This is a genomic window from Prosthecobacter sp., assembly GCF_034366625.1.
Taxonomy (GTDB): domain Bacteria; phylum Verrucomicrobiota; class Verrucomicrobiia; order Verrucomicrobiales; family Verrucomicrobiaceae; genus Prosthecobacter.
Genome location: NZ_JAXMIH010000006.1, coordinates 651,763 through 670,024, shown reverse-complemented (window position 1 = coordinate 670,024; position 18,262 = coordinate 651,763). Strand labels below are relative to the sequence as shown.

Annotated in this window: 17 protein-coding genes; 6 read left to right on the top strand and 11 right to left on the bottom strand. The window is 60.3% G+C overall.

The genetic code is table 11. From position 1 onward, the window contains the following. The first annotated feature begins 23 nt into the window (after positions 1–23). Entirely contained in the window at positions 24–503 is a 480-nt protein-coding gene (locus U1A53_RS05475; RefSeq protein WP_322279496.1) for a hypothetical protein, read from the top strand. 10 nt (positions 504–513) lie between these two features. On the opposite strand, the gene U1A53_RS05470 is transcribed toward U1A53_RS05475, so the two are convergent. The 7 genes from U1A53_RS05470 to U1A53_RS05440 all read right to left on the bottom strand — a co-directional run bounded on the left by U1A53_RS05470 (position 514) and on the right by U1A53_RS05440 (position 7,433). Next, on the bottom strand, positions 514–1,986 hold the full coding sequence (locus tag U1A53_RS05470) for an NADH-quinone oxidoreductase subunit N (RefSeq protein ID WP_322279494.1): 1,473 nt from the start codon (positions 1,984–1,986) through the stop codon (positions 514–516). Positions 1,987–1,993: 7 nt separating this feature from the next. Continuing rightward, positions 1,994–3,460 carry an NADH-quinone oxidoreductase subunit M gene (locus U1A53_RS05465; RefSeq protein ID WP_322279493.1) on the bottom strand — a complete coding sequence of 489 codons (1,467 nt, stop codon included), beginning with the start codon at positions 3,458–3,460 and terminating at the stop codon, positions 1,994–1,996. Positions 3,461–3,472: 12 nt separating this feature from the next. Further along, positions 3,473–5,347, bottom strand: coding sequence for an NADH-quinone oxidoreductase subunit L (nuoL, locus tag U1A53_RS05460; protein WP_322279492.1), 1,875 nt, complete (start codon positions 5,345–5,347; stop codon positions 3,473–3,475). 9 nt (positions 5,348–5,356) lie between these two features. Beyond that, positions 5,357–5,674 carry an NADH-quinone oxidoreductase subunit NuoK gene (nuoK, locus tag U1A53_RS05455; protein WP_322279491.1) on the bottom strand — a complete coding sequence of 106 codons (318 nt, stop codon included), beginning with the start codon at positions 5,672–5,674 and terminating at the stop codon, positions 5,357–5,359. After that, entirely contained in the window at positions 5,671–6,252 is a 582-nt protein-coding gene (locus U1A53_RS05450; protein ID WP_322279490.1) for an NADH-quinone oxidoreductase subunit J, read from the bottom strand. The genes nuoK and U1A53_RS05450 overlap by 4 nt, the downstream gene beginning before the upstream one ends. Beyond that, positions 6,252–6,797: an NADH-quinone oxidoreductase subunit I gene (locus U1A53_RS05445; protein WP_322279489.1), complete on the bottom strand. Its 546-nt coding sequence runs from the start codon at positions 6,795–6,797 to the stop codon at positions 6,252–6,254. Before U1A53_RS05445 ends, U1A53_RS05450 begins: the two co-directional genes overlap by 1 nt. A 174-nt stretch (positions 6,798–6,971) precedes the next feature. Then, a complete protein-coding gene (locus tag U1A53_RS05440) occupies positions 6,972–7,433 on the bottom strand; it encodes a hypothetical protein (RefSeq protein ID WP_322279488.1) in 462 nt (153 codons plus the stop codon). A 153-nt stretch (positions 7,434–7,586) separates the two neighbouring features. Between U1A53_RS05440 and U1A53_RS05435 the strand changes: the two genes are divergently transcribed. The 3 genes from U1A53_RS05435 to U1A53_RS05425 all read left to right on the top strand — a co-directional run bounded on the left by U1A53_RS05435 (position 7,587) and on the right by U1A53_RS05425 (position 11,714). After that, positions 7,587–8,837 carry an SHD1 domain-containing protein gene (locus U1A53_RS05435; protein ID WP_322279487.1) on the top strand — a complete coding sequence of 417 codons (1,251 nt, stop codon included), beginning with the start codon at positions 7,587–7,589 and terminating at the stop codon, positions 8,835–8,837. A gap of 139 nt (positions 8,838–8,976) precedes the next feature. Continuing rightward, positions 8,977–11,283: a response regulator gene (locus tag U1A53_RS05430; protein WP_322279486.1), complete on the top strand. Its 2,307-nt coding sequence runs from the start codon at positions 8,977–8,979 to the stop codon at positions 11,281–11,283. A gap of 5 nt (positions 11,284–11,288) precedes the next feature. Continuing rightward, positions 11,289–11,714 (top strand): hypothetical protein, encoded by a 426-nt coding sequence (locus U1A53_RS05425; protein ID WP_322279485.1) that lies wholly within the window; start codon positions 11,289–11,291, stop codon positions 11,712–11,714. Here the strand turns inward: U1A53_RS05425 and U1A53_RS05420 are convergent. Genes U1A53_RS05420 through U1A53_RS05410 form a run of 3 tightly spaced genes read right to left on the bottom strand, consistent with a single transcriptional unit; the run spans position 11,669 to position 14,003 of the window. Then, positions 11,669–12,913 (bottom strand): MFS transporter, encoded by a 1,245-nt coding sequence (locus tag U1A53_RS05420; protein WP_322279484.1) that lies wholly within the window; start codon positions 12,911–12,913, stop codon positions 11,669–11,671. The two genes, U1A53_RS05425 and U1A53_RS05420, sit on opposite strands and share 46 nt — an antisense overlap. A gap of 6 nt (positions 12,914–12,919) precedes the next feature. Further along, on the bottom strand, positions 12,920–13,240 hold the full coding sequence (locus U1A53_RS05415; protein WP_322279483.1) for a hypothetical protein: 321 nt from the start codon (positions 13,238–13,240) through the stop codon (positions 12,920–12,922). A 4-nt stretch (positions 13,241–13,244) separates the two neighbouring features. Then, positions 13,245–14,003, bottom strand: a complete 759-nt coding sequence (locus U1A53_RS05410) for a creatininase family protein (protein WP_322279482.1) — start codon at positions 14,001–14,003, stop codon at positions 13,245–13,247. A gap of 81 nt (positions 14,004–14,084) precedes the next feature. Here U1A53_RS05410 and U1A53_RS05405 point away from each other — a divergent pair, with 81 nt between their 5' ends. After that, entirely contained in the window at positions 14,085–15,635 is a 1,551-nt protein-coding gene (locus U1A53_RS05405; RefSeq protein WP_322279481.1) for a phospholipase D family protein, read from the top strand. Between the two features lie 6 nt (positions 15,636–15,641). Here U1A53_RS05405 and U1A53_RS05400 read toward each other — a convergent pair whose 3' ends face one another. After that, a complete protein-coding gene (locus U1A53_RS05400; RefSeq protein WP_322279479.1) occupies positions 15,642–16,895 on the bottom strand; it encodes an SGNH/GDSL hydrolase family protein in 1,254 nt (417 codons plus the stop codon). 88 nt (positions 16,896–16,983) lie between these two features. Here U1A53_RS05400 and U1A53_RS05395 point away from each other — a divergent pair, with 88 nt between their 5' ends. Beyond that, positions 16,984–18,180 carry a hypothetical protein gene (locus tag U1A53_RS05395; RefSeq protein WP_322279478.1) on the top strand — a complete coding sequence of 399 codons (1,197 nt, stop codon included), beginning with the start codon at positions 16,984–16,986 and terminating at the stop codon, positions 18,178–18,180. Positions 18,181–18,262 lie beyond the last annotated feature (82 nt).

Below are 18,262 nucleotides of genomic sequence, written 5' to 3'. Positions count from 1 at the left end.
CAACCTTCAACGCTTCCCTTTTTATGCCTTACGATCCCAACATCCCTGCCAACGGAACAGACATGGTCTCCGCCGAAATGAGATCTCAATTCCAAGGACTCAAGACTTTGATCGACGCGAATGCCACGGTGAACGGCGCTCAGGTCGATGGAGTGACCACCGTCAATCCCGGTGATCCGGCCACGGTGACGCTCACGCTGAACACCTCCACGCTGCACTTCGTTTTCGAGATACCTCGCGGGAATGATGGCAACAACGGGGCGGATGGAAGCAACGGCAGCGATGGTGGCCAGGGTCAGCAGGGAATTCAAGGCGAGCCAGGCCTGCCGGGCGCTCCCGGCGAGGTCTCGCTCCAGCAGCTCACCGACGCCATCGCCACCACCAGCAGCAACAGCAACCAAGTGGCGACGCTGGGAATGACGGTGAGCGATCCGCCGACACAAGCGGAGATGCAGGACATCGCGAACAAGATCGATGAGCTGATCGTGATGCTGCGGAGGTAGGCCACTGCGGCTACTTCGCCACCACGGCCGTTGCGGTAGGTGTCAGCACCTTCTGCAGCGGCCTGGGATAGACACCGAGGATGAGGATGGCGAGGGCTAGGACGCCGGCGACGGACTTGGTGGCGGTGCTGAGTGTCAGGACCGGGCTGTCGGTGCCTTCGGTGGTGTACATCGCGAGGATGGTCTTGAAGTAGTAGTAGAATCCGGCGGCGGCGGCGATGACGGCGCAACTGAGGGCTCCCCAGTAGCCGTGGTCGGCGAGACCGAGGAAGACGAAGAGCTTGCCGATGAATCCCGCAGTGAGCGGCAGGCCTGCGAGGCTGGCGAAGGAGATCGTCATCACCAAGGCCAGCAGCGGGTTGCGTTTGGCGAGGCCGGTGAAGTCCTTGATGTCCTCGCCAAGGCCGTTGGCGCGCATGAGGCCGAGACCGAGGAAGCCGAGGACGGTCATGGGCAGGTAGGTGGCAAGGTAGAAGGCGACGATGCCGCCGGAGGAGAGATCGAAGCGGGCGCTGTCACGGCAGGCGAGGGCGAGAAGCAGATAACCGGCGTGGCTGATGCTGGAGTAAGCGAGCAGGCGCTTCACGCTGGTCTGGAAGATCGCGGGCAGGCTGCCGAGCAAGGCGGTGAGAGAACCGACGACGAGCAGCAGCGCCTGAATTTCGGTGGCGATGATGGAACCTTCCACGAGGAAAGCATCAAGCGCACGCGTGAGGACGACGAAGCCGGCGGCCTTTGATCCGACGGACAAGAAAGCAGTCACGGGAGTCGGTGCGCCTTGATAGACATCGGGCACCCACATGTGGAAGGGCGCGGCGGCTACTTTGAAGCCGAGTCCGCAAAGCAGCATGGCGGCACCGAACAGGGCGGCGGTTTTGCTCGTGGCAGGATTGGCGAGTGCTTTGGCGATGCCGTCGAAGCTCATGGTGCCGGTGGCACCGTAGATCCAGGCGATGCCATAGACGAGAATGCCGGTCGAGAGAGCGCCAAGGATCAGATATTTGACGCCCGCTTCGAGGCTGAAGGCGCTTTTGCGCGCAAAGGCGACGAGGACGTAGAAGCTGACGGTAACGAGTTCGAGAGCGACGAAGACGGTCACCAAATCGCGTGCGGAGGCCATCCACATCATGCCGGCGCAGACGATGAGCGGCAGGCTGAACATTTCGGCCAGTTTGCCATCGACCGTGAAGCGCGTGAGATACGGGGCGCATTCGAGTGTGAGCCAGAGCACGAGGAGCGTGATGACGAGGGCGAAGCCTTTGTAGAAAAGGGCGAGTGTGTCGAGCTGATGCCATGGCTGCATGAAGCTGGGCAGGCTGGCGGTGTCGTGCTTTGCGAAGACGAGAAAAACGAGTGCGAGCGCGGTGCCAGCGATGGCGGTGAGGCCAAGCGTGCGGCGGGAGATGTCGGGCTTGAAAGCCTCGACCAGCAGAAGGACGAGTCCGAGAAGGGCGAGGCCGGCTTCGATGGTGAAAACGCTCATGGCAGGACTACAGCGCGGATTTCATGAGGTTAAGCAGCAGCCAAGGGCAGCAGCCGGTGACGAGGAGCGTGGCGGCGAGCAGGATGAACGGCACGCGCTGCGATATGGCGGGGTCGATCATGAACAATCCGGTGGTGGCGCTGCCGTGGAAGATGCTGCGGTAGGCGCGCAGCATGTAAACGGCGGACATCACGACGCCCCACAGCGCCAGGATGACGGTCCATTGAAGATTGCTCAACACGCCTGCTTTGAAGCTGGTGAAGGAGCCGACGAAGATCATGACCTCACCGGCGAAGTTGGTGAGACCGGGCAGGCCGATGGAAGCGAAGGCTCCGAAGGCGAACAGCACGGTGAACGCCGGTGCGTGAGCGGCGAGACCGCCGAGCTTGTTGTATTCGAGGGTGCCGAGCTGGTTGCGCATGCGGCCGCAGAGCCCGAACAGCAGCGCAATCGACACACCGTGGGCGAACATGAGGATCACCGCACCTTTGAGGGCGATCTCGCTGCCTGCGGCGATGCCGAGGAAGATGTAGCCCATGTGCATGACGCTGGAGTTGGCCAGCGTGTCGTCAAGGCGGTTCGCGTGGATGGTGACGAGGCCCATGACAAGGATGTTGCCCAGCAGCATGAGCAGCAGGGCGTTTTGCACCCACTCGACATGCACCGCCTGCGGCAGCAGCGGCATGGCGATGCGGATGAGGCCGTAGAGGCCGAATTTTTTCAGCACGCCGGAGTGCAGCATCGCGACTGGAGTCGGTGCGGTGGCGTAAGCGGGCGCAGCCCAGCTATGGAAGGGGAACAGACTGACGAGCGAGCCAAAGCCGAGCAGCAGGACGAAAAAGATCTGCGCCTGCTTGGCGACGGGCAATGGAGTGAGCGTCGCCTGATTGCGCAATGCCTCGAGATCGAAGGTGAGCTTGGAGCCGCCGCTGAACTCCAGCACAGCCCAGACCAGGCCGACGAGGAGCACCAAGCTGCCCGCACCGAGGTAAATCGTGGCTTTCCAGGCGACCGCCTTCCGCTGCGCGACGTCGGCGCGACCATGCAGCGCGATCATGAGGAAGGTCGGGATCAGCGCCAGCTCATGGAAGGCGTAGATGAAGAAAACATCGGTGGTGAGGAAGGCACCAAGCGCACCCCCGCCAATGAGCAGCGAGGAGATGTAAAAGATGTTCGGCCGGTCTTCGATCTGCCAGACGGCGGACAGCATGACCAGCGTGGTGAGCAAGGCGAGGATAAGCGAAATGCCATCCGCACCGACGGCGAAGCTGAGCGAGGGATTGTCGAGAATCGGACGCGAATACGTGAAGGCGAGGCCGTTGGCGGCCTTGCCGGAGTATTGCACCGTGGCAACGAGCACGAGGATCAGATTGAGGAACGTGGCGCCGAGGGAGGCAGCACGGGCAGGCGCTCCCAGCCAGATCGCCAGAGCGGCGAGCAGCGGGAGTGCGATGATGATTTCAAGAACACTCATTCAATTTTTCCATCAATGACCCAGGCGGGGCAGCACAAACACGACGAGATAAACCACGGCGATGACTCCGCCGCCCAGCAGGAAGGTGTAGCCTTGTAAATGGCCTCCTTGCAGCATGCGGGTGGCGGCACCGAGGCGGGCGATGATTGCCGCTGGCAGACGCGCGACGAGTCCATCAACGAACACACGTTCCAGCGCGGTGACGATCCACGCCAGGCGGTCCTGACAGACACGGACGATGACGGCGTAGATCTCGTCGAAGTAGAACTTGTTGGCGAAGAGCTTGATGCTGACCGGATCCTTGTCCTTGCCGCGATAGAGGTAGGTCGCGCCACCAGCGCCCACGATGAGGGCGATGAGCGAGGCAAAGAGGACGGTCTGATGGCCTTCGACGTGCGGCGGTTTCATCGCCTGCAAGGGCATGGCAAGAATGTCGGAGGCGGAGAAGATCGAGAAAAGGGCCAGAACCGCGAGCGGCAGAATCATGACCATCGGTGCTTCGGTGGCGTGATGCGCGGAATCGGTGCGCGGCTTGCCGAGGAAGGCGACGATGAGCAGCCGCGTCATGTAAAACGAGGTCAGCACGGCGGTAAGGGTGCCAGCGTGGAAAAGGATGTTGCTGCCGCTGTCATACGCAGCCCCGAGCACAGCCTCCTTGCTCCAGAAACCACTGAGCGGAGGCAATCCCATCAAGGCGACGGTGCCGATGGCAAAAGTCCAGAAGGTGACGGGCATGTGCTTGCGCAGACCGCCCATCTTCCAGATGTCCTGCTCGTGATGGCAGGCATAAATGACCGCGCCAGAGCCAAGGAAGAGCATCGCCTTGAAGAAAGCATGCGTGTAGAGGTGGAACATCGCGGGATGACCGGGATTCGGGCCGTGCGGCTCGTGCCCATGCTGCGCCGCCATGGCGACAGCACCAACGGCCATGACCATGTAGCCAAGCTGCGAGAGCGTGGAGTAGGCGAGCACACGCTTGATGTCGTTCTGCTGCGTGGCCATCAGCGCGGCGAGCAAAGCGGTGACACAACCGATGCCAGCGATGATTTCCGCCGCTAGCGGGGATGCGGTGACGAGGAAGCTGACACGCACCAGCATGTAAACACCGGCGGCGACCATCGTGGCGGCGTGGATGAGCGCGGAGACCGGCGTGGGGCCTTCCATCGCGTCTGGAAGCCAGACATGCAGCGGGAACTGGGCGGATTTGCCGACGGCACCCAAGAAAATGCACAGCGCGGCAGCCGTGGTGAATCCAGCGCTGTAACCGGGCGCGTCAGGACGCAGCGGTCCTGAGCTGAACGCTGTGGCGAGATCGTCTAGATTCACGTTGCCGCCATTCGCGCCAAACAGCAGCAGGATGCCAATCATGAAGCCGAAATCGCCGATGCGGTTGGTGAGAAAGGCTTTTTTGCAGGCCTCGGCGGCGCTGGCCTTTTGATACCAGTGCCCGATCAGCAGGTAGGAACTCAAACCGACGAGCTCCCAGAAGATGAACATCATGATGAGGTTCCCGGCGAGCACGATGCCGGTCATCGAGAACATGAAGAGCGACAAAGCGCCGAAGAACCGCGGTTTGGCATCGTCGTCCTTCATGTAACCGAGGGAGAAGATGTGTACCAGCATACCGATGAAGCTGACGATGAACATCATGCCCCGGCTCTGCTTGTCGATCAGGACATCAATGCTCGCCTGAAGCTGACCGACTTCGATGAAGGGCAGCAGCAGCTTATTGTCATCGTCCGTCGCCAGGAAGAACAGGCAGGCAACGAAGGAGATGATCGAGGAACCGACGGAAATGAGGACGGCGGCGCCTTTGAGCTGGCGATGGCCCAGCAGGATGAGGAGCGCCGAAAAGAAGGGCAGCAGAAGGATGATGCTGGCGTGCATGTCGGCGCGTTATCCTTGAAGTTTGGTGACAGACTCGACATCGACACTCTGCTTCGAGCGGAAGAGCGCCACGATGATGGCGAGACCCACGGCCACCTCAGCGGCGGCCACGGTGATGGTGAAGAAAACGAGCGACTGCGCGGTGTAGTCCGGCAGGCCGTTGACGAGATGGAAGCGCGAAAAGCCGACTAACGCGAGGTTCGCGGCGCTGAGCATCATCTCCAGGCACATATAGACGATGATGATGTTCCGCCGGGCGATGACACCGGCGAGACCAAGCGCGAACAGCATGCCGCTGACGACGAGGTAATGACCGAGCGTGATCATGGCGTGCCGCTCCTTTCGCGCTTGCTGAGCACCACGACGCCAATCGTGCCGACGAGCAGCAGCAGGCCGATGACTTGAAGGTGGAAGCCGTATTGATCAAAGAGCGTGAAGCCGATCAGCTTTGCATCGGGCAGCGTGCCGGACTTGAGGTCGTTGGTGATCGTGGGCAGCGCCGCTCTGCCGATCTTCCCGGCGGCTTCAGCGAGTTCTAGCGGGGTATTCGCGGTGCTTTTCTTGGCGAAACCGGTTCCGCTGACAACGGCAATGATTTGAATGGTGAGAAGAACAGCTAGCAGCACGCCCGAAACGATGGCGGGCAGGTTCAGTTTTTTGCCTTCCTCGGCCTTGATGTCGAGCAGCATGATGATGAAGAGGAACAAGACCATCACCGCACCGGCATAGACGAGGATTTGAATGATGCCGATGAAGTAGGCATCAAGGCTCAGGAACAGGGCGGCGAGACCGACGAAGCTGGCAGCGAGCGAGAGGGCGCAGGTGACCGGATTACGCCCTGTGACGACCATGAAGCCGAAGCCCAGGGTGATCAGTGCGAACAGATAAAACAGCAGCGGAGGCATCACTTGAGTTCGTTCCACTTGTTCACCAGTCCCACACGCTGGCCGCCGATCTCATAGAGGCGTTTTTTGTCGTGAACCATCTCCTGGCGTGAGAGGCCGGTGATGGCGTAGTCTTTGCGCAGGAAAATGGCCTGCTCAGGGCAGACCTCCTCGCACATGCCGCAGTAAATGCAGCGAATCATGTCGATATCGAACTCCTTGGGCCGCTTCTCGACCTTCGCCCATGGATCGTCGCTCGAAATCTCGCTGGGAGTGATCCTGATGGCCTTCGGCGGACAGATGAACTCGCAGAGCTGACAGCTCACGCAACGTTCACGACCCTGCTCATCGGTGACGAGCGCCGGGGCACCGCGGTAGTAGTCGGGCAAATGCTCGTCCCACTTCTGCTCCGGGTATTCCATCGTCACCTTGGGCTTCTTCCCGGCGATCTGGAGGAAGGTCTTGATGCCATGCCCCACCGTGATCCTCAGGCCCTTCAGGAGCGTGGAAATGAACCAGCGTTCATGCCAGGCAAGTTTGGGTCGTTGGACGGTGATGGTGGCCATGAAAATGCAGGGAGCTGCAGGGAGAATCGGGTTTGATTATCCGAGCGTCCCGCAGGGCGGCAACCGCTATTTGTGAAAAATTTCACAAGGTCCGGGTAGAATGGCATTTGAGGGCCATTCTCCCGGATTCACCCTATCATTGAGGCACGAAAGCCTTCCAGACAGCCCGCAGGCTTATTTGGCGTCCTTTTTCTTCGGCGTGGTCTTCGACTTGGCCGGAGCCTTCTTTTTCGGGGCAGGCTCTTCTTTGGCCTCTGCCTTCTCCGGCTGCGGGAAGCCTGCCTTCGCATGCGCGACCATTTCAGCAAAGGTCGCTTCGCCGATGCCTTCGACCTTCATCACGTTGGTCACATCGGCAAAGGGACGGGCCTTTTTAATCGCGGCAGCACGGGTTTCGCCCACATTGGGGATCGTCATCAGAGCCTTGTCATCTCCTTCGTTCAACAGGTCGAGCAGCTTGGTGCGCTGGGACGGCGTGAGCGTTTTGGCGACGGCTTCGACCTTGGCGGATGGCTTGGCCTCCTCGGTGGCGGGAGCCTTGGGTTTGGCCGGACTTTTCTTTTTCGGCGCCGTCTCGGCGGCAGAAAGCGACAGGCTGAATGCGAGGATGGAGAGGAGATATACGAATGTTTTCATGAGAGGTGGTGCAATTGAGGAGGCAAAGCTACCCGGACCTGTGGGGGATTGACGAGTACAAAAACCTATCTTCACACTTTTTTATCAGGGCCATCAGGCTGCCGAATGCCTAAATGCTCGACATTTGGCAGCACTCCTCGCAAAATCACCACCATGAAGTTCTCCCGCTTTTTGTGCATCGCCACCGCCGCAATGCTGTCTGCCGTCTCGCTGGCGCAGACGACCGTCCCCCCCACTCGTATCTGGACCAGCACGGATGGCCGCAAGATCGATGCCGCATTCGTGGCGCTGGAAGGCGACGGAGTGAAGATCCGCATGGCGAATGGCAGCACTTTCACCGTGCCGTTGGCACGGTTGTCCGCCGAAGACCAGGCCTTTGCCAAAAGTCAGGCTCCTGCCTCGCCAGCCACCTCAACGGCTTCTTCGCCCTCCGGTAGCCCGGCCGCCAGCACCACCTGGCCGCGCACGGTCTCTCTGGAGGACAAGCCGGTGGTCACCGTGATCAAGGAAGACGCCGCCACCAAGGAGTTCATCTACCGTTCGCCACATTACGAGTTTCAGTGCGATTCCAAGCTGGGTGCCAATGTGGTACGCGAATTCGGGCGCATGTTTGAAGCCACGTACTTGATCAACAGCCTTCTGCCGCTGGACTTCAAACCCCAGCCCGAGCCGCTGCGCGAGTTCTTCCTGGCACGCCTGTTCACCGAAAAATCGGACTATATGAAGGAAGGCATCGAGGGTTCGGCAGGCGTTTATTCGCGGGGAAAGAAGGCCCTCATGGTGCCCCTCTCCAGCCTGGGGGTGAAGATGGTGGGCAGTCGTGTGTCACTGGAGAACGGCAGCGACCAGGACAACGTGGTGCTGATTCATGAAATCACGCATCAGATGATGAATCACTGGCTGAACAAGCTGCCCACATGGTACATTGAAGGCGCGGCCGAATACGTCAGCATGCTGGAGTACAACAGCAATGGGCGTTTCAGCCTGATCGGCCTGAACCGCCTGCTGCAGAACTTTGCCAAAAGGAGAAACTATGAAGGGGGAGGCAAGAGCTACACCATGATCGACTTGGAGGAACTCATGACCATCGAAGGCGACCGCTGGTCGGCAGCGCTCGGCAAGGGCGGCTCTGCCAACGAAAACTACGGCTCCGCTGGTCTGCTGACTTATTTCTTCTACCACCTTGATGGCAAAGGCGACGCCGCCAACATCATCGCCTACCTCCGCCAGGTGCAGAACGCGAAGAGCAAAGAAGAGAAGCAGGCCGCCGTCAAAACCCACCTCCTGCGCGAACGCACCTATGCCCAGCTTGCCGAAGAGGTGAAAAAAGCCCTGCGCAAAGAGGGAATCGACATCAGCTACTTCCCTCCCGGCAAGAACGGTCCGGCAACGTCCACGAACTGAAACTGAGCCGGCCTCATTCTCCGGCAGATGCGGGGCTTGCGCTTGAGCCAGGCACTTTCTTGAGCCGTTACAGCAGAAACGTGGATTTTTTATGGCGTTTCTAATTCATCTCGGCTAGAATAATCTCTCCACTAGGGAAATGACCAATTCTGACCGCATCCGCATCTTGATCGTCGAAAACGAGGGCCTCGTCGGCTGCGACATGGCCACGTCTCTCGGCAAACTCGGCTATGCCGTTGTCGGCATCTGCGCCTCCGGGGAGGAAGCCCTGGAGCGTTTTGAAGAACTCCGTCCAGATCTCGTGCTGCTGGATGTCCACCTCGCCGGTCAGCTCGACGGCATCGACACCGCCCGTGAATTGCAGCGCCGCAGCCGTGTGGCCATCGTTTACGTCACCGCCTGCGCCGATCTCGACACCGTCGCCCGCGCACGGCAGACGCATCCGCATGGCTACCTGCTGAAACCTTTCAATCACGACGAACTTCGCCTCGCTGTCGAAGTCGCCGCCCAGCGCCATCTGGAAGAGAACGAACGCCAGCGTCGTGAACACAGTTACTTCGAAGCCTTCCAAAGCCTCGCCGATGGCGTCATCGCCGCCGATCTGTCCGGCGGGGTCGTATTCATGAATCCCTCCGCCGCCCGTGCCACCGGTTGGAACGCTCAGGAAGCCGTTGGCCGTTCCTTGAACGAAGTCTTTCGTGTCTATCAAAGCACGGGCGAACCCGCCGACATCCTGCCAGCGGAGGCCGCTGCACAAGCTGGTGAGCGCACCGTCTATCTCACCACCCGCTCCGGTGAACGGCTGCCCATCCAAGACCGCACCGCACCGTTGCGTGATGCCCAAGGACAGCTCACCGGTCTCATCATTCTCTTCCGCTCAGCCACCGTGCAGGCACCGGCGGTCACGATTGAGGCAAACCGCAGCACCGCGCCGCTCGTCGATGTCGTCGAAAGCATCTCGGATCCCCTCTTCGCTCTCGATGCCCGCTGGCGAGTGACGTATGCCAATGCCAGCGCCGTACGCCTCTTCGACCGCCAGTTGTCCGACATGCTCGGCCTTTCGTTGTGGGACATCATGCCCTCCGCCACACGTGAGTTGCATCATGAGGCGCTCGCCCATGCCATGCTGCATCGTGAGACGGTGAACCGCGAGCTCTACCTCGACGAAAAGCAGATCTGGCTCGAAATGCGCGGCTATCCCTTCGGCGAGGGTCTGCTCCTGCTCCTGCAGGATGTCACTGCTCGTCGCGAAGAAGCTGAGCGCCGCAACCGCATCGACCGTCTCGAATCTCTCGGCCTGCTCGCCCGTGGATTCGCCCACGACTTCAACAACCTGCTCACCGTCCTGCTCGGCAACATTTCACTCGCCGAGATGCGCCTGCGCAACGCCATCACGCTGCCTGAGCTGCACACGGCCAAGCAGGCCACGCTTCAAGCGCAGAACCTCGTCCAGCAACTCCTCACCTTCGCCCGTGGCGGTGCGCCGATCAAAACGCATCTTCGTCTCGGCGATCTGATTGACACCTTCTTCACGCATCACACCCGGGCCACCCGCATCGAGTATCGCATCGAGGTGCAGCCCAATTTGCCGCAGATCGCCATCGATGGCGCCCAAGTCCGCCGTCTTTTGAGCAACCTCATCCGCAACGCTGAACAAGCCCAGCCCAACGGCGGCGAGATCATTGTGCGCTGCTTCGCTCCCGATCACGCCGAGATGTTCCCCGGTGAAATGGTCACGGACACCAACTTCCAGCCCTCCGGCCTTGCCATCGAAGTCGAAGACAAGGGGGAAGGCATCCAGCCCGACCACCTGGCTCATATTTTCGAGCCTTACTTCAGCACGCGCAAAGCCGACAACGCCACCGGTCTCGGCCTCACCGTGTGCGAATCCATCGCCAAAGCCCACGGTGGCTCGCTCACCGTGAGCTCCGAACCCGGGCGCGGCACCACCGTCCGCTTCTACCTCCCGCTCGATTCCGATGCCGAGGAGGCCGACGCCTTCGGCATCAGCAAAGTTTTCGACACACCGCCGGAACTCACCGCCGCCACGCCACGCATCCTGGTTCTCGAGGACGATCCTCTCGTTCGTTCCCTCATTGTCCGCAATCTCACCAGCAACGGCTTTGAGGTCGCTGAAAGCGCCGAAGGCAGCGACACAGTGCGGCAATATCAGGAAAGCATGAATCAAGGCCGCGCCTTCGATCTCGTCATTCTCGATCTCAGCATCCCCAACGGCATGGGTGGCATACGCGCCATGGAAAAACTCCGCGCCCTCGACCCCGAGGTCTTCGCCATCGTCTCCAGCGGCTACTCGGACGATCCCGTCATGGCCAATCCCGCCTCCTACGGCTTCGCCGCCGTGCTGCCGAAGCCCTACGAGCCCGCCGACATGCTCCGCCTTGTGCGCAACATTCTGGCAACTCGCGGGATCCGTCGTGCGTCATAACACGCATGCGCGAACAGGATCTCTTCGACAAGCTCCGCAAAATCGAGCGCCTCTATGCCGGTGCCACGACTCATGGCGAGAAAGAAGCTGCCGCCGAGGCCATCGCCCGCATCAAACGCCGCATCGGCGAAACCGCGAAGATTGACCGCCCCGTCGAATACAAATTCACCCTCGTCGATGGTTGGTCGCGAAAACTCTTTCTCGCCCTGCTACGACGCTACGCGCTCAAGCCCTATCGCCGCGCCCGTCAGCGACGGAACACCGTCATGGTCAAAGTGCCGCGCAGTTTCGTGGAAGAAACCCTCTGGCCCGAATTTCTCGAGCTCAGCGAGGTATTGCAGTCCTATCTCGACGAAGTCACCGAACGCGTCATCTCCCAGGGCATTTATGCCGATGAGGGCGATGAAGAAGTGGTCGAAGATTTGGACTGATCCCACAGCAGCTTCATCGCGATCACGCCGAGCCACGGGGCCAAGCCGGCCATCGCCATGCCCATGTCGAAGGATTTCGTCTCATCGACCATCCGTCCGAAAATCTTGTGCATCGGCGAGGACACCGCCCACACCCAGGTGCTCAGCAAGCCCGTGAGCCGGCCCACGTGTCGATCCGAAAGCTCCTGCACAAAGCTGTAGTAGCAGGGAAACAGCGCCAGCGCCCCGGCGCCCACGACGAGGATCGCACCCATCAGCGGCCAGCCCTTCGGCAGCCACAGCAGCAGCACGCTGAACGACGTCATCACACACGCTCCCGCATAGACCCAGCGGCGTGCGCCATGCGCCGAGATGGCAAAACGCCGCGCCAGCCACAGCGAGATGACCCCTGCGGCGATGCAGCCGATGTCCGTGCCGATGTAGTAGGCCGAGTTGAACGTCAGCGCCTCCGTCTCCGAGTAACCGCGTCCCTCCTGCATGAACTTCGGCAGCCACACACGGAACAAATGCCAGCACGTCTGCGCCCCGAAGATCAAAATCGCCAGCGCCCAGAAGCGACGACCCAGCAGGATGTCCCACATGCCTTCACGCTTCGTCGGATCATCGGGGATCACCACATCCAGTTCCGTCTTGCGAATGGAGAGGAACCAGATCACCACCCAGAGCAATCCGATGCCGCCGATCACCTCAAACGCGAAACGCCAGCTCCTGATGTCGTCCGTCATAAGCCACAGCATCATCGGCGGCGTCACCACCGCGCCGATGGACGCGCCGCTTTGCAGCACGCTGTTGCCCATCGTTCGATCCTTCGGGTCCAGCAGCGCGAAGGTCGTCTTCAGCGCACACGGCCAATGCCCCGCCTCAAAGAATCCCAGCAACACACGGCATGTCAGCAGCGGCCAGTAGCCATCCGTGTGAGCCGAGGCGATCCCCATCAACGACCATCCGCTCAAAACAATCGGATACAGCCAGTAAACGCGAAACCGGTCCGCCAAAAACCCAAACACCAGCGATCCCACCGCAAACGCCCAGCCAAACGCCAGCTCCATGTCTCCATACTGCTCCTGCGACAATTTGAACTCCTTCGTCACCCGCACCGCCGCGTTCGCCAGCGTCTGCCGGTCCATGTAATTGATCGTCGTCGCCAGCAGCAGCAGGCCGCAGAGATACCATTTCCAGAGGGGGGAGCGTTGTTTCATGATAGGTTATCGCCAATTCGATGTCGGCATCCAAATCACGCGAAAGCCTTCAAACCTTTGGCTAAGCATCTCTGGCATCTTTGGAAGATCATTGTCGCTGACACACATATGCAGGACGAACTCGCCTCCATGATAAGTGCCAATTCTCATATCCAAAACCTTTGTCGTGCAGACGAGCGCCAGCCTCCCGGCTGCAATAGTCGCGATTCCGATGCCATCACGATCATAGACGTTCCAAACCTCACGATGTACGCGGTCTCGCTCATCGTCCGAGAGATTCAACCACTCGTCATAGGATGTTGGTGCCGTTGTGTCTGCGGTGGGCATAAAGCTATCCTTCCCAGCTCCTTCCATCCCACGCGATCACACGTTCCAGCATCTTCACGACTTCTTCCGTGAAGCATTGAAACAACACCTCCCCCTTTTCCGCCGTCGCAGAACGCGGATCACCGACATGGCCGGGTTCGCTGCGATCCGTCATGATCCAGCCGCGTGAAGCTGGCTCGAAAGCATTGCCGAAGGGCACGTCGCTGGTTTTTGTGAGATCGCCGACGAGTTCGGGGCGCAGACGCAGGACCATGCTGGTCTCCCATTCGCAGGCATGGCCCATGACGCGTTGTTTGATCGAAGGATCGCGCGTCCAAGGTTCGGCGCCGAGATTCCAGTAAGTGGCGAAGAGCAGCAGCAGGTCTTTACGCTCGCGGTATTTCTGCCGCGTCTCGAAGACGGCCTGCTTGCCGGGAATGTCGTTGCCGCCGTGGCCGTTGAGGAAAACGAGACGCTTGAAGCCGTGGGCGATGAAGTTGTCCATCAGCCCGTTGAGCAGATCGAGATACAAGCGCGGCTCCGCCGACAAAGTGCCGGGGAAATCCATGTGGTGATGCGAATTCCCCAGCCACATCAGCGGCGCGATCAACACGCGATCACCCAGCGCAGCCTCCGCACGGCGCACAAGCTCGTTCGTAAGCATGCTGTCGGTGAAGACCGGCATATGCCGCCCGTGCTGCTCCAGCGCGGCCACGGGAAAGATGACAGGAGTGTTTTTATCGAGGGCGGCAACGGCAGGCCAGGCGAGATCGGTCAGGAGCATGGAGGTAGAACGGACTCCCACGTTCGTTTTTGGCAGACTTGCAAGTTTGTCCTGAACAGGAATTGTACATGGATGAATCTTGTGCCTCGTTTTCTGATTTGCGGACTGACTGTTTTGGGGCTGGCCTCATGCGGCACTTCAAGGCCGGATGCGGCAGCGTTGCCCACCGTCGGATTCGTCAGTCAGGAGACCCTTTCACACGCCTGCCGTGAGCGCACCGTGCATCGCAGCGGCACGTCCGGCTTCGAAATTCTGCCGGACGGCGAGGAATCTTATCTCGCTCGCCTGGCGATGGTGGAGTCGGCGCAGCGGACGCTGGATGTGCAGTACTTCATCTGGCGGGACGATGTCGTCGGCACGGTCTTCGCCGACCGCTTGCTGGCCGCGGCGGATCGCGGCGTGCGTGTCCGCCTGCTGCTGGACATCACCGGCGACGCGCAGAAAGAAGTGAGCAGTGCCGCACTGGCCGCGCATCCGAACATTCAGGTGGGCTTCTTCAATCCGATGACAGATCTGAAGGGCATCTTTGCCGGCAATCCGATCCCGGTGATCGGAGAAATCGACCGCATTCAGAGCCGCATGCACAACAAGCTCATGGTGGCGGACAACGCCATCGTCATCGGTGGCGGACGCAACCTCGGCGACACCTATTTTGGCATCCATCGCGAGCGCAACATGCGCGATCTCGACTTCATCGCCATCGGGCCGGTGGTGAATGACTCGGCAAAGTCGTTCGACGTCTATTGGTCCTCGCCACTCACGCGCATTGACGATCAGGCCAAGGTCACCGACCGCGAACGCAAGGAGCTGCAGAAACTGCGTGATCACATCGCCCGCAAGAAACGCTCTCTCGCCAGAAGAAACGGCTGCCCCTTCCCCACCTCGCTGAGCCGCGCCGAATCCCTCAAAGTCCTGCGCCAGATGAGCGGTCGCATGATCTGGGCGGAATACGATTTTGTGTCCGATCCGCCGGAACGCATGCTGCGGCAGACTCGTGTCTCATCACCCGTGAGCCGCCAGGTGGAGAATGCCATGCGCAATGCCAGATCCGAGGTGGTGATGCATGCCGCCTACTTCATCCCGCAAAAAGACACACTCGAATTGCTGCGGCAGATTTCCGCACGCGGCGTCGGCGTGCAGGTGCTCACCAATTCTCTGGCCTCCATCGACGGGCTCCCGGCCATGGCAGGCATCGCCAACCGGCGCTCGGATGCTCTCGACACTGGCATCGGTCTTTATGAGCTCAACGCCCGTGCGCCATCGCGCAGGGATTACATTCGCGTCAAACGGCTCACGCCCATGGGGATGCACACCAAGGGCATCGTTGTGGACGACCGCGTCTCCTTCATCGGCTCCTACAACATGGATCCGCGCTCAAAGTACATCAACACGGAGACCGGCGTGATCATCCAGAGCGCCGCCCTTGCCTCGCGATTGAAGTCTTATCTCCTCGAAGACCTGCAACCCACCCATTGCTGGCACATCACGCGCACCAGCAAGGGTTCCATCCTCTGGTCAGGCCAACGACCCGACGGACGGAGCAAGGTGCACCACACCGATCCGCACGCGCCGCTGAGCCGCCGTGTGGGTTATTGGTTTTTCCGGCTGCTGCCTTGGGAGGACTTTCTGTAGCGCAGATCAGAGCACTTCCTCGACCTTGATCGAGTGCGTGACGGGTTTGATCTGCTTGCGCACGTTGGCATCCATCTTCGCGTGCTCGTCGGCGAGTTTCTTCTTCAGTTTCGCCAGCGCGACGGCCACCTTGGCTTCCTCGGCAGCTTCTGCAGCCACCACGCGCATGTGCGTGACCAGACCCTTGACCAGGGCCGTTTCAAAACTCTCCTTCAGCGTGATGGCGTTGGTTAAACTGGCGAACGCGGCATCAAACGGTGTCTGGGTGAACTCGGCGGCGAGATTGATACCCGCTTCGAGCTGGTCACGCGTGAATTCCTTGCTCTGCGCACCCCAAGTGACCTTCGCCTTGGCGAAACCGAGATTCTTCACCTGCAAAGTGAGGCGGTTCAGGTCCTGATTGAAGCTGGTGAAGGGCAGGATGCTGCGGTTGCTGCCGGCACTTGTCGGATCGGCATCGAAAACGAAGGGCCACTTCGTGCTCTCCAGTGTCACGCTGCCGCCCTTGCCCGCTATGACGGCATGCCCGCTGCTCGCCGTACACTCGCCCTTCATGTCCACCGTGATCGTGCCGATCTCACCGTCGAAACCGAGCGCCTTCAGGAACGCCTGCGCCATCAATAGTTGACCCGCTGGTGCCGGATGGAAGCCATCGCCGCCGAAGGGACCGTAGCCCTTGCCAAGCGCCGCTTTCGATTTGGCGAGAGCGCTCATCATCGTGTCATGCACGTTCGCAAAGGGCTGTTTGTTCTCCTCCGCGAGCTTCTTCGCGATGTCGCGAAGCTGCGCGAGGTTTTCATTGTAGATCTCGCCCTTGATCGTCGGCCGCGTGAAGAAATCAGGATCGACTCCCCCAGGCGAACCCACCGCCACCACTTTCACGCCGGCCTTATTGAATCCGGCCAGGATGGCGCGCATGTTTTTCTCATACTCGCCGCCGATCTGCGGTGTGAAGGCGGTGTAGCTGCCGTCGTTCATGCCGTAGCAGGTCGTGGCGACGTTCGGATTGAACACCGCGAGGTCATTCTCAAGCCGTGCCGCGAATCCTCCGGCACGCTCGCCGCTCCAACCAAACTGGAACACCTTGATGTCGCTGCGCCCCGTGCAGGCCAGCAGGTAGGCCTCGATGTATTTGGAATAGATCTTCTGCTCCGTGATGCTGTCGCCAATCACGGCGACTCGGGCGTTCGGAGGCAGCAAGGATTCAGCACGCAGGCTGACGGCGGCGAGGAGGATGGAAAGAAGCGGAAGAATGCGCATGGCGATGTTCATACCGCCAAAAAACAGGCGTTCTGGCAAGGATTTGTTTTCTCCGCAATGCTCTGACCGAAATCACGTTTGGAGCCGCATGAACAGGCTTGTTTTTCCACTCATGCTCCTTGGCAGCTTTCTGCGAGCCGAAACCGTCGTCAGCATCCAGGGAGAGGATTTTCATCTCAACGGCAAGCCGACCTACGCAGGCCGCGAGTGGCAGGGGCATCGGATCGAGGGTCTGCTCATGAACTCGCGCATGGTGCAGGGCATTTTCGATGATCGAAATCCGGAGACCGTGAAGAACTGGGCCTATCCCGACACGAACAAGTGGAGCGCGGGGCGCAACACGCGCGAATTCATCGCCGCGATGCCGGAATGGCGGAAGCACGGCCTGCTGGCCTTCACGTTGAATCTGCAAGGCGGTTCGCCCTACGGCTACTCGAAGGATCAGCCCTGGCACAACTCCGCCATCAACGACGACGGCACGCTGCGCGGCGATTACCTCATGCGTGCGGAGGAAATCATCAAGAAAGCCGATGAACTGGGCATGGTAGTGATTCTCGGCGTGTTTTACTTCGGCCAGGATCAGCGTCTCAAGGACGAACAAGCCGTCATCGCCGCCGTCGATGCCACCGCGCTCTGGGTTCTCTCCAAAAACTGGCGGAACGTGCTCATCGAGGTCAACAACGAAGCCAACGTGAAGTACGATCACGCCATCCTGAAGCCGGGCCGCGTGCATGAACTGATCCAGCGGGTGAAAGGCATGACGACGGTCGATGGCCGCCGCCTGCTCGTCGGAACGTCGTTCGGCGGCGGCGCGGTGCCGACGCCGAACGTGATCGAGCATTCCGACTTCCTGCTCATCCATGGCAATGGCGTCAAAGGCCCGGACGCGATGCGCAAGTTCATCGCCAAGGTCAAAACCGCGCGTGGCGACCGGAACATCCCCATAGTAAACAACGAGGACGATCATTTCGACTTCGACCAGCCCGACAATAACTTCACCACCGCCGTGAAGGAACACGTTTCCTGGGGCTTCTTCGACTTCCGCATGAAGGGCGAGGGCTTCGACGACGGCTATCAAAGCATCCCGGTGAACTGGCGCATCTCAAGTGAGCGGAAGAAGGGTTTTTTTGAACTGATGAGGCAAGTCACTGGAAAGCAGTGCTGCGCGGCATCCTCTGACGAGCCGGAGGCTCGGGAGAAATTAGCCGGTGGTGGAGATGGCGAAGCCATCGAGAACCACCGGACTGAAGCCGGCACCGCGCCATTCACAGCCGATGCGCCCTGAAAGGGCGCGAGAAGCGTGCGCAAGGCCACAGCATCTTCGCGTGCTTCTCGCGCGCCCTCCGGGGCGCGACATGCATTGGAAC

Coding starts and splice junctions, on each gene's coding strand:
- U1A53_RS05475 (WP_322279496.1), top strand. CDS start 24: ATGCCTTACGATCCCAACATCCCTGCCAACGGAACAGACATGGTCTCC.
- U1A53_RS05470 (WP_322279494.1), bottom strand. CDS start 1,986: ATGAGCGTTTTCACCATCGAAGCCGGCCTCGCCCTTCTCGGACTCGTC.
- U1A53_RS05465 (WP_322279493.1), bottom strand. CDS start 3,460: ATGAGTGTTCTTGAAATCATCATCGCACTCCCGCTGCTCGCCGCTCTG.
- nuoL (WP_322279492.1), bottom strand. CDS start 5,347: ATGCACGCCAGCATCATCCTTCTGCTGCCCTTCTTTTCGGCGCTCCTC.
- nuoK (WP_322279491.1), bottom strand. CDS start 5,674: ATGATCACGCTCGGTCATTACCTCGTCGTCAGCGGCATGCTGTTCGCG.
- U1A53_RS05450 (WP_322279490.1), bottom strand. CDS start 6,252: ATGCCTCCGCTGCTGTTTTATCTGTTCGCACTGATCACCCTGGGCTTC.
- U1A53_RS05445 (WP_322279489.1), bottom strand. CDS start 6,797: ATGGCCACCATCACCGTCCAACGACCCAAACTTGCCTGGCATGAACGC.
- U1A53_RS05440 (WP_322279488.1), bottom strand. CDS start 7,433: ATGAAAACATTCGTATATCTCCTCTCCATCCTCGCATTCAGCCTGTCG.
- U1A53_RS05435 (WP_322279487.1), top strand. CDS start 7,587: ATGAAGTTCTCCCGCTTTTTGTGCATCGCCACCGCCGCAATGCTGTCT.
- U1A53_RS05430 (WP_322279486.1), top strand. CDS start 8,977: ATGACCAATTCTGACCGCATCCGCATCTTGATCGTCGAAAACGAGGGC.
- U1A53_RS05425 (WP_322279485.1), top strand. CDS start 11,289: ATGCGCGAACAGGATCTCTTCGACAAGCTCCGCAAAATCGAGCGCCTC.
- U1A53_RS05420 (WP_322279484.1), bottom strand. CDS start 12,913: ATGAAACAACGCTCCCCCCTCTGGAAATGGTATCTCTGCGGCCTGCTG.
- U1A53_RS05415 (WP_322279483.1), bottom strand. CDS start 13,240: ATGCCCACCGCAGACACAACGGCACCAACATCCTATGACGAGTGGTTG.
- U1A53_RS05410 (WP_322279482.1), bottom strand. CDS start 14,003: ATGCTCCTGACCGATCTCGCCTGGCCTGCCGTTGCCGCCCTCGATAAA.
- U1A53_RS05400 (WP_322279479.1), bottom strand. CDS start 16,895: ATGCGCATTCTTCCGCTTCTTTCCATCCTCCTCGCCGCCGTCAGCCTG.
- U1A53_RS05395 (WP_322279478.1), top strand. CDS start 16,984: ATGAACAGGCTTGTTTTTCCACTCATGCTCCTTGGCAGCTTTCTGCGA.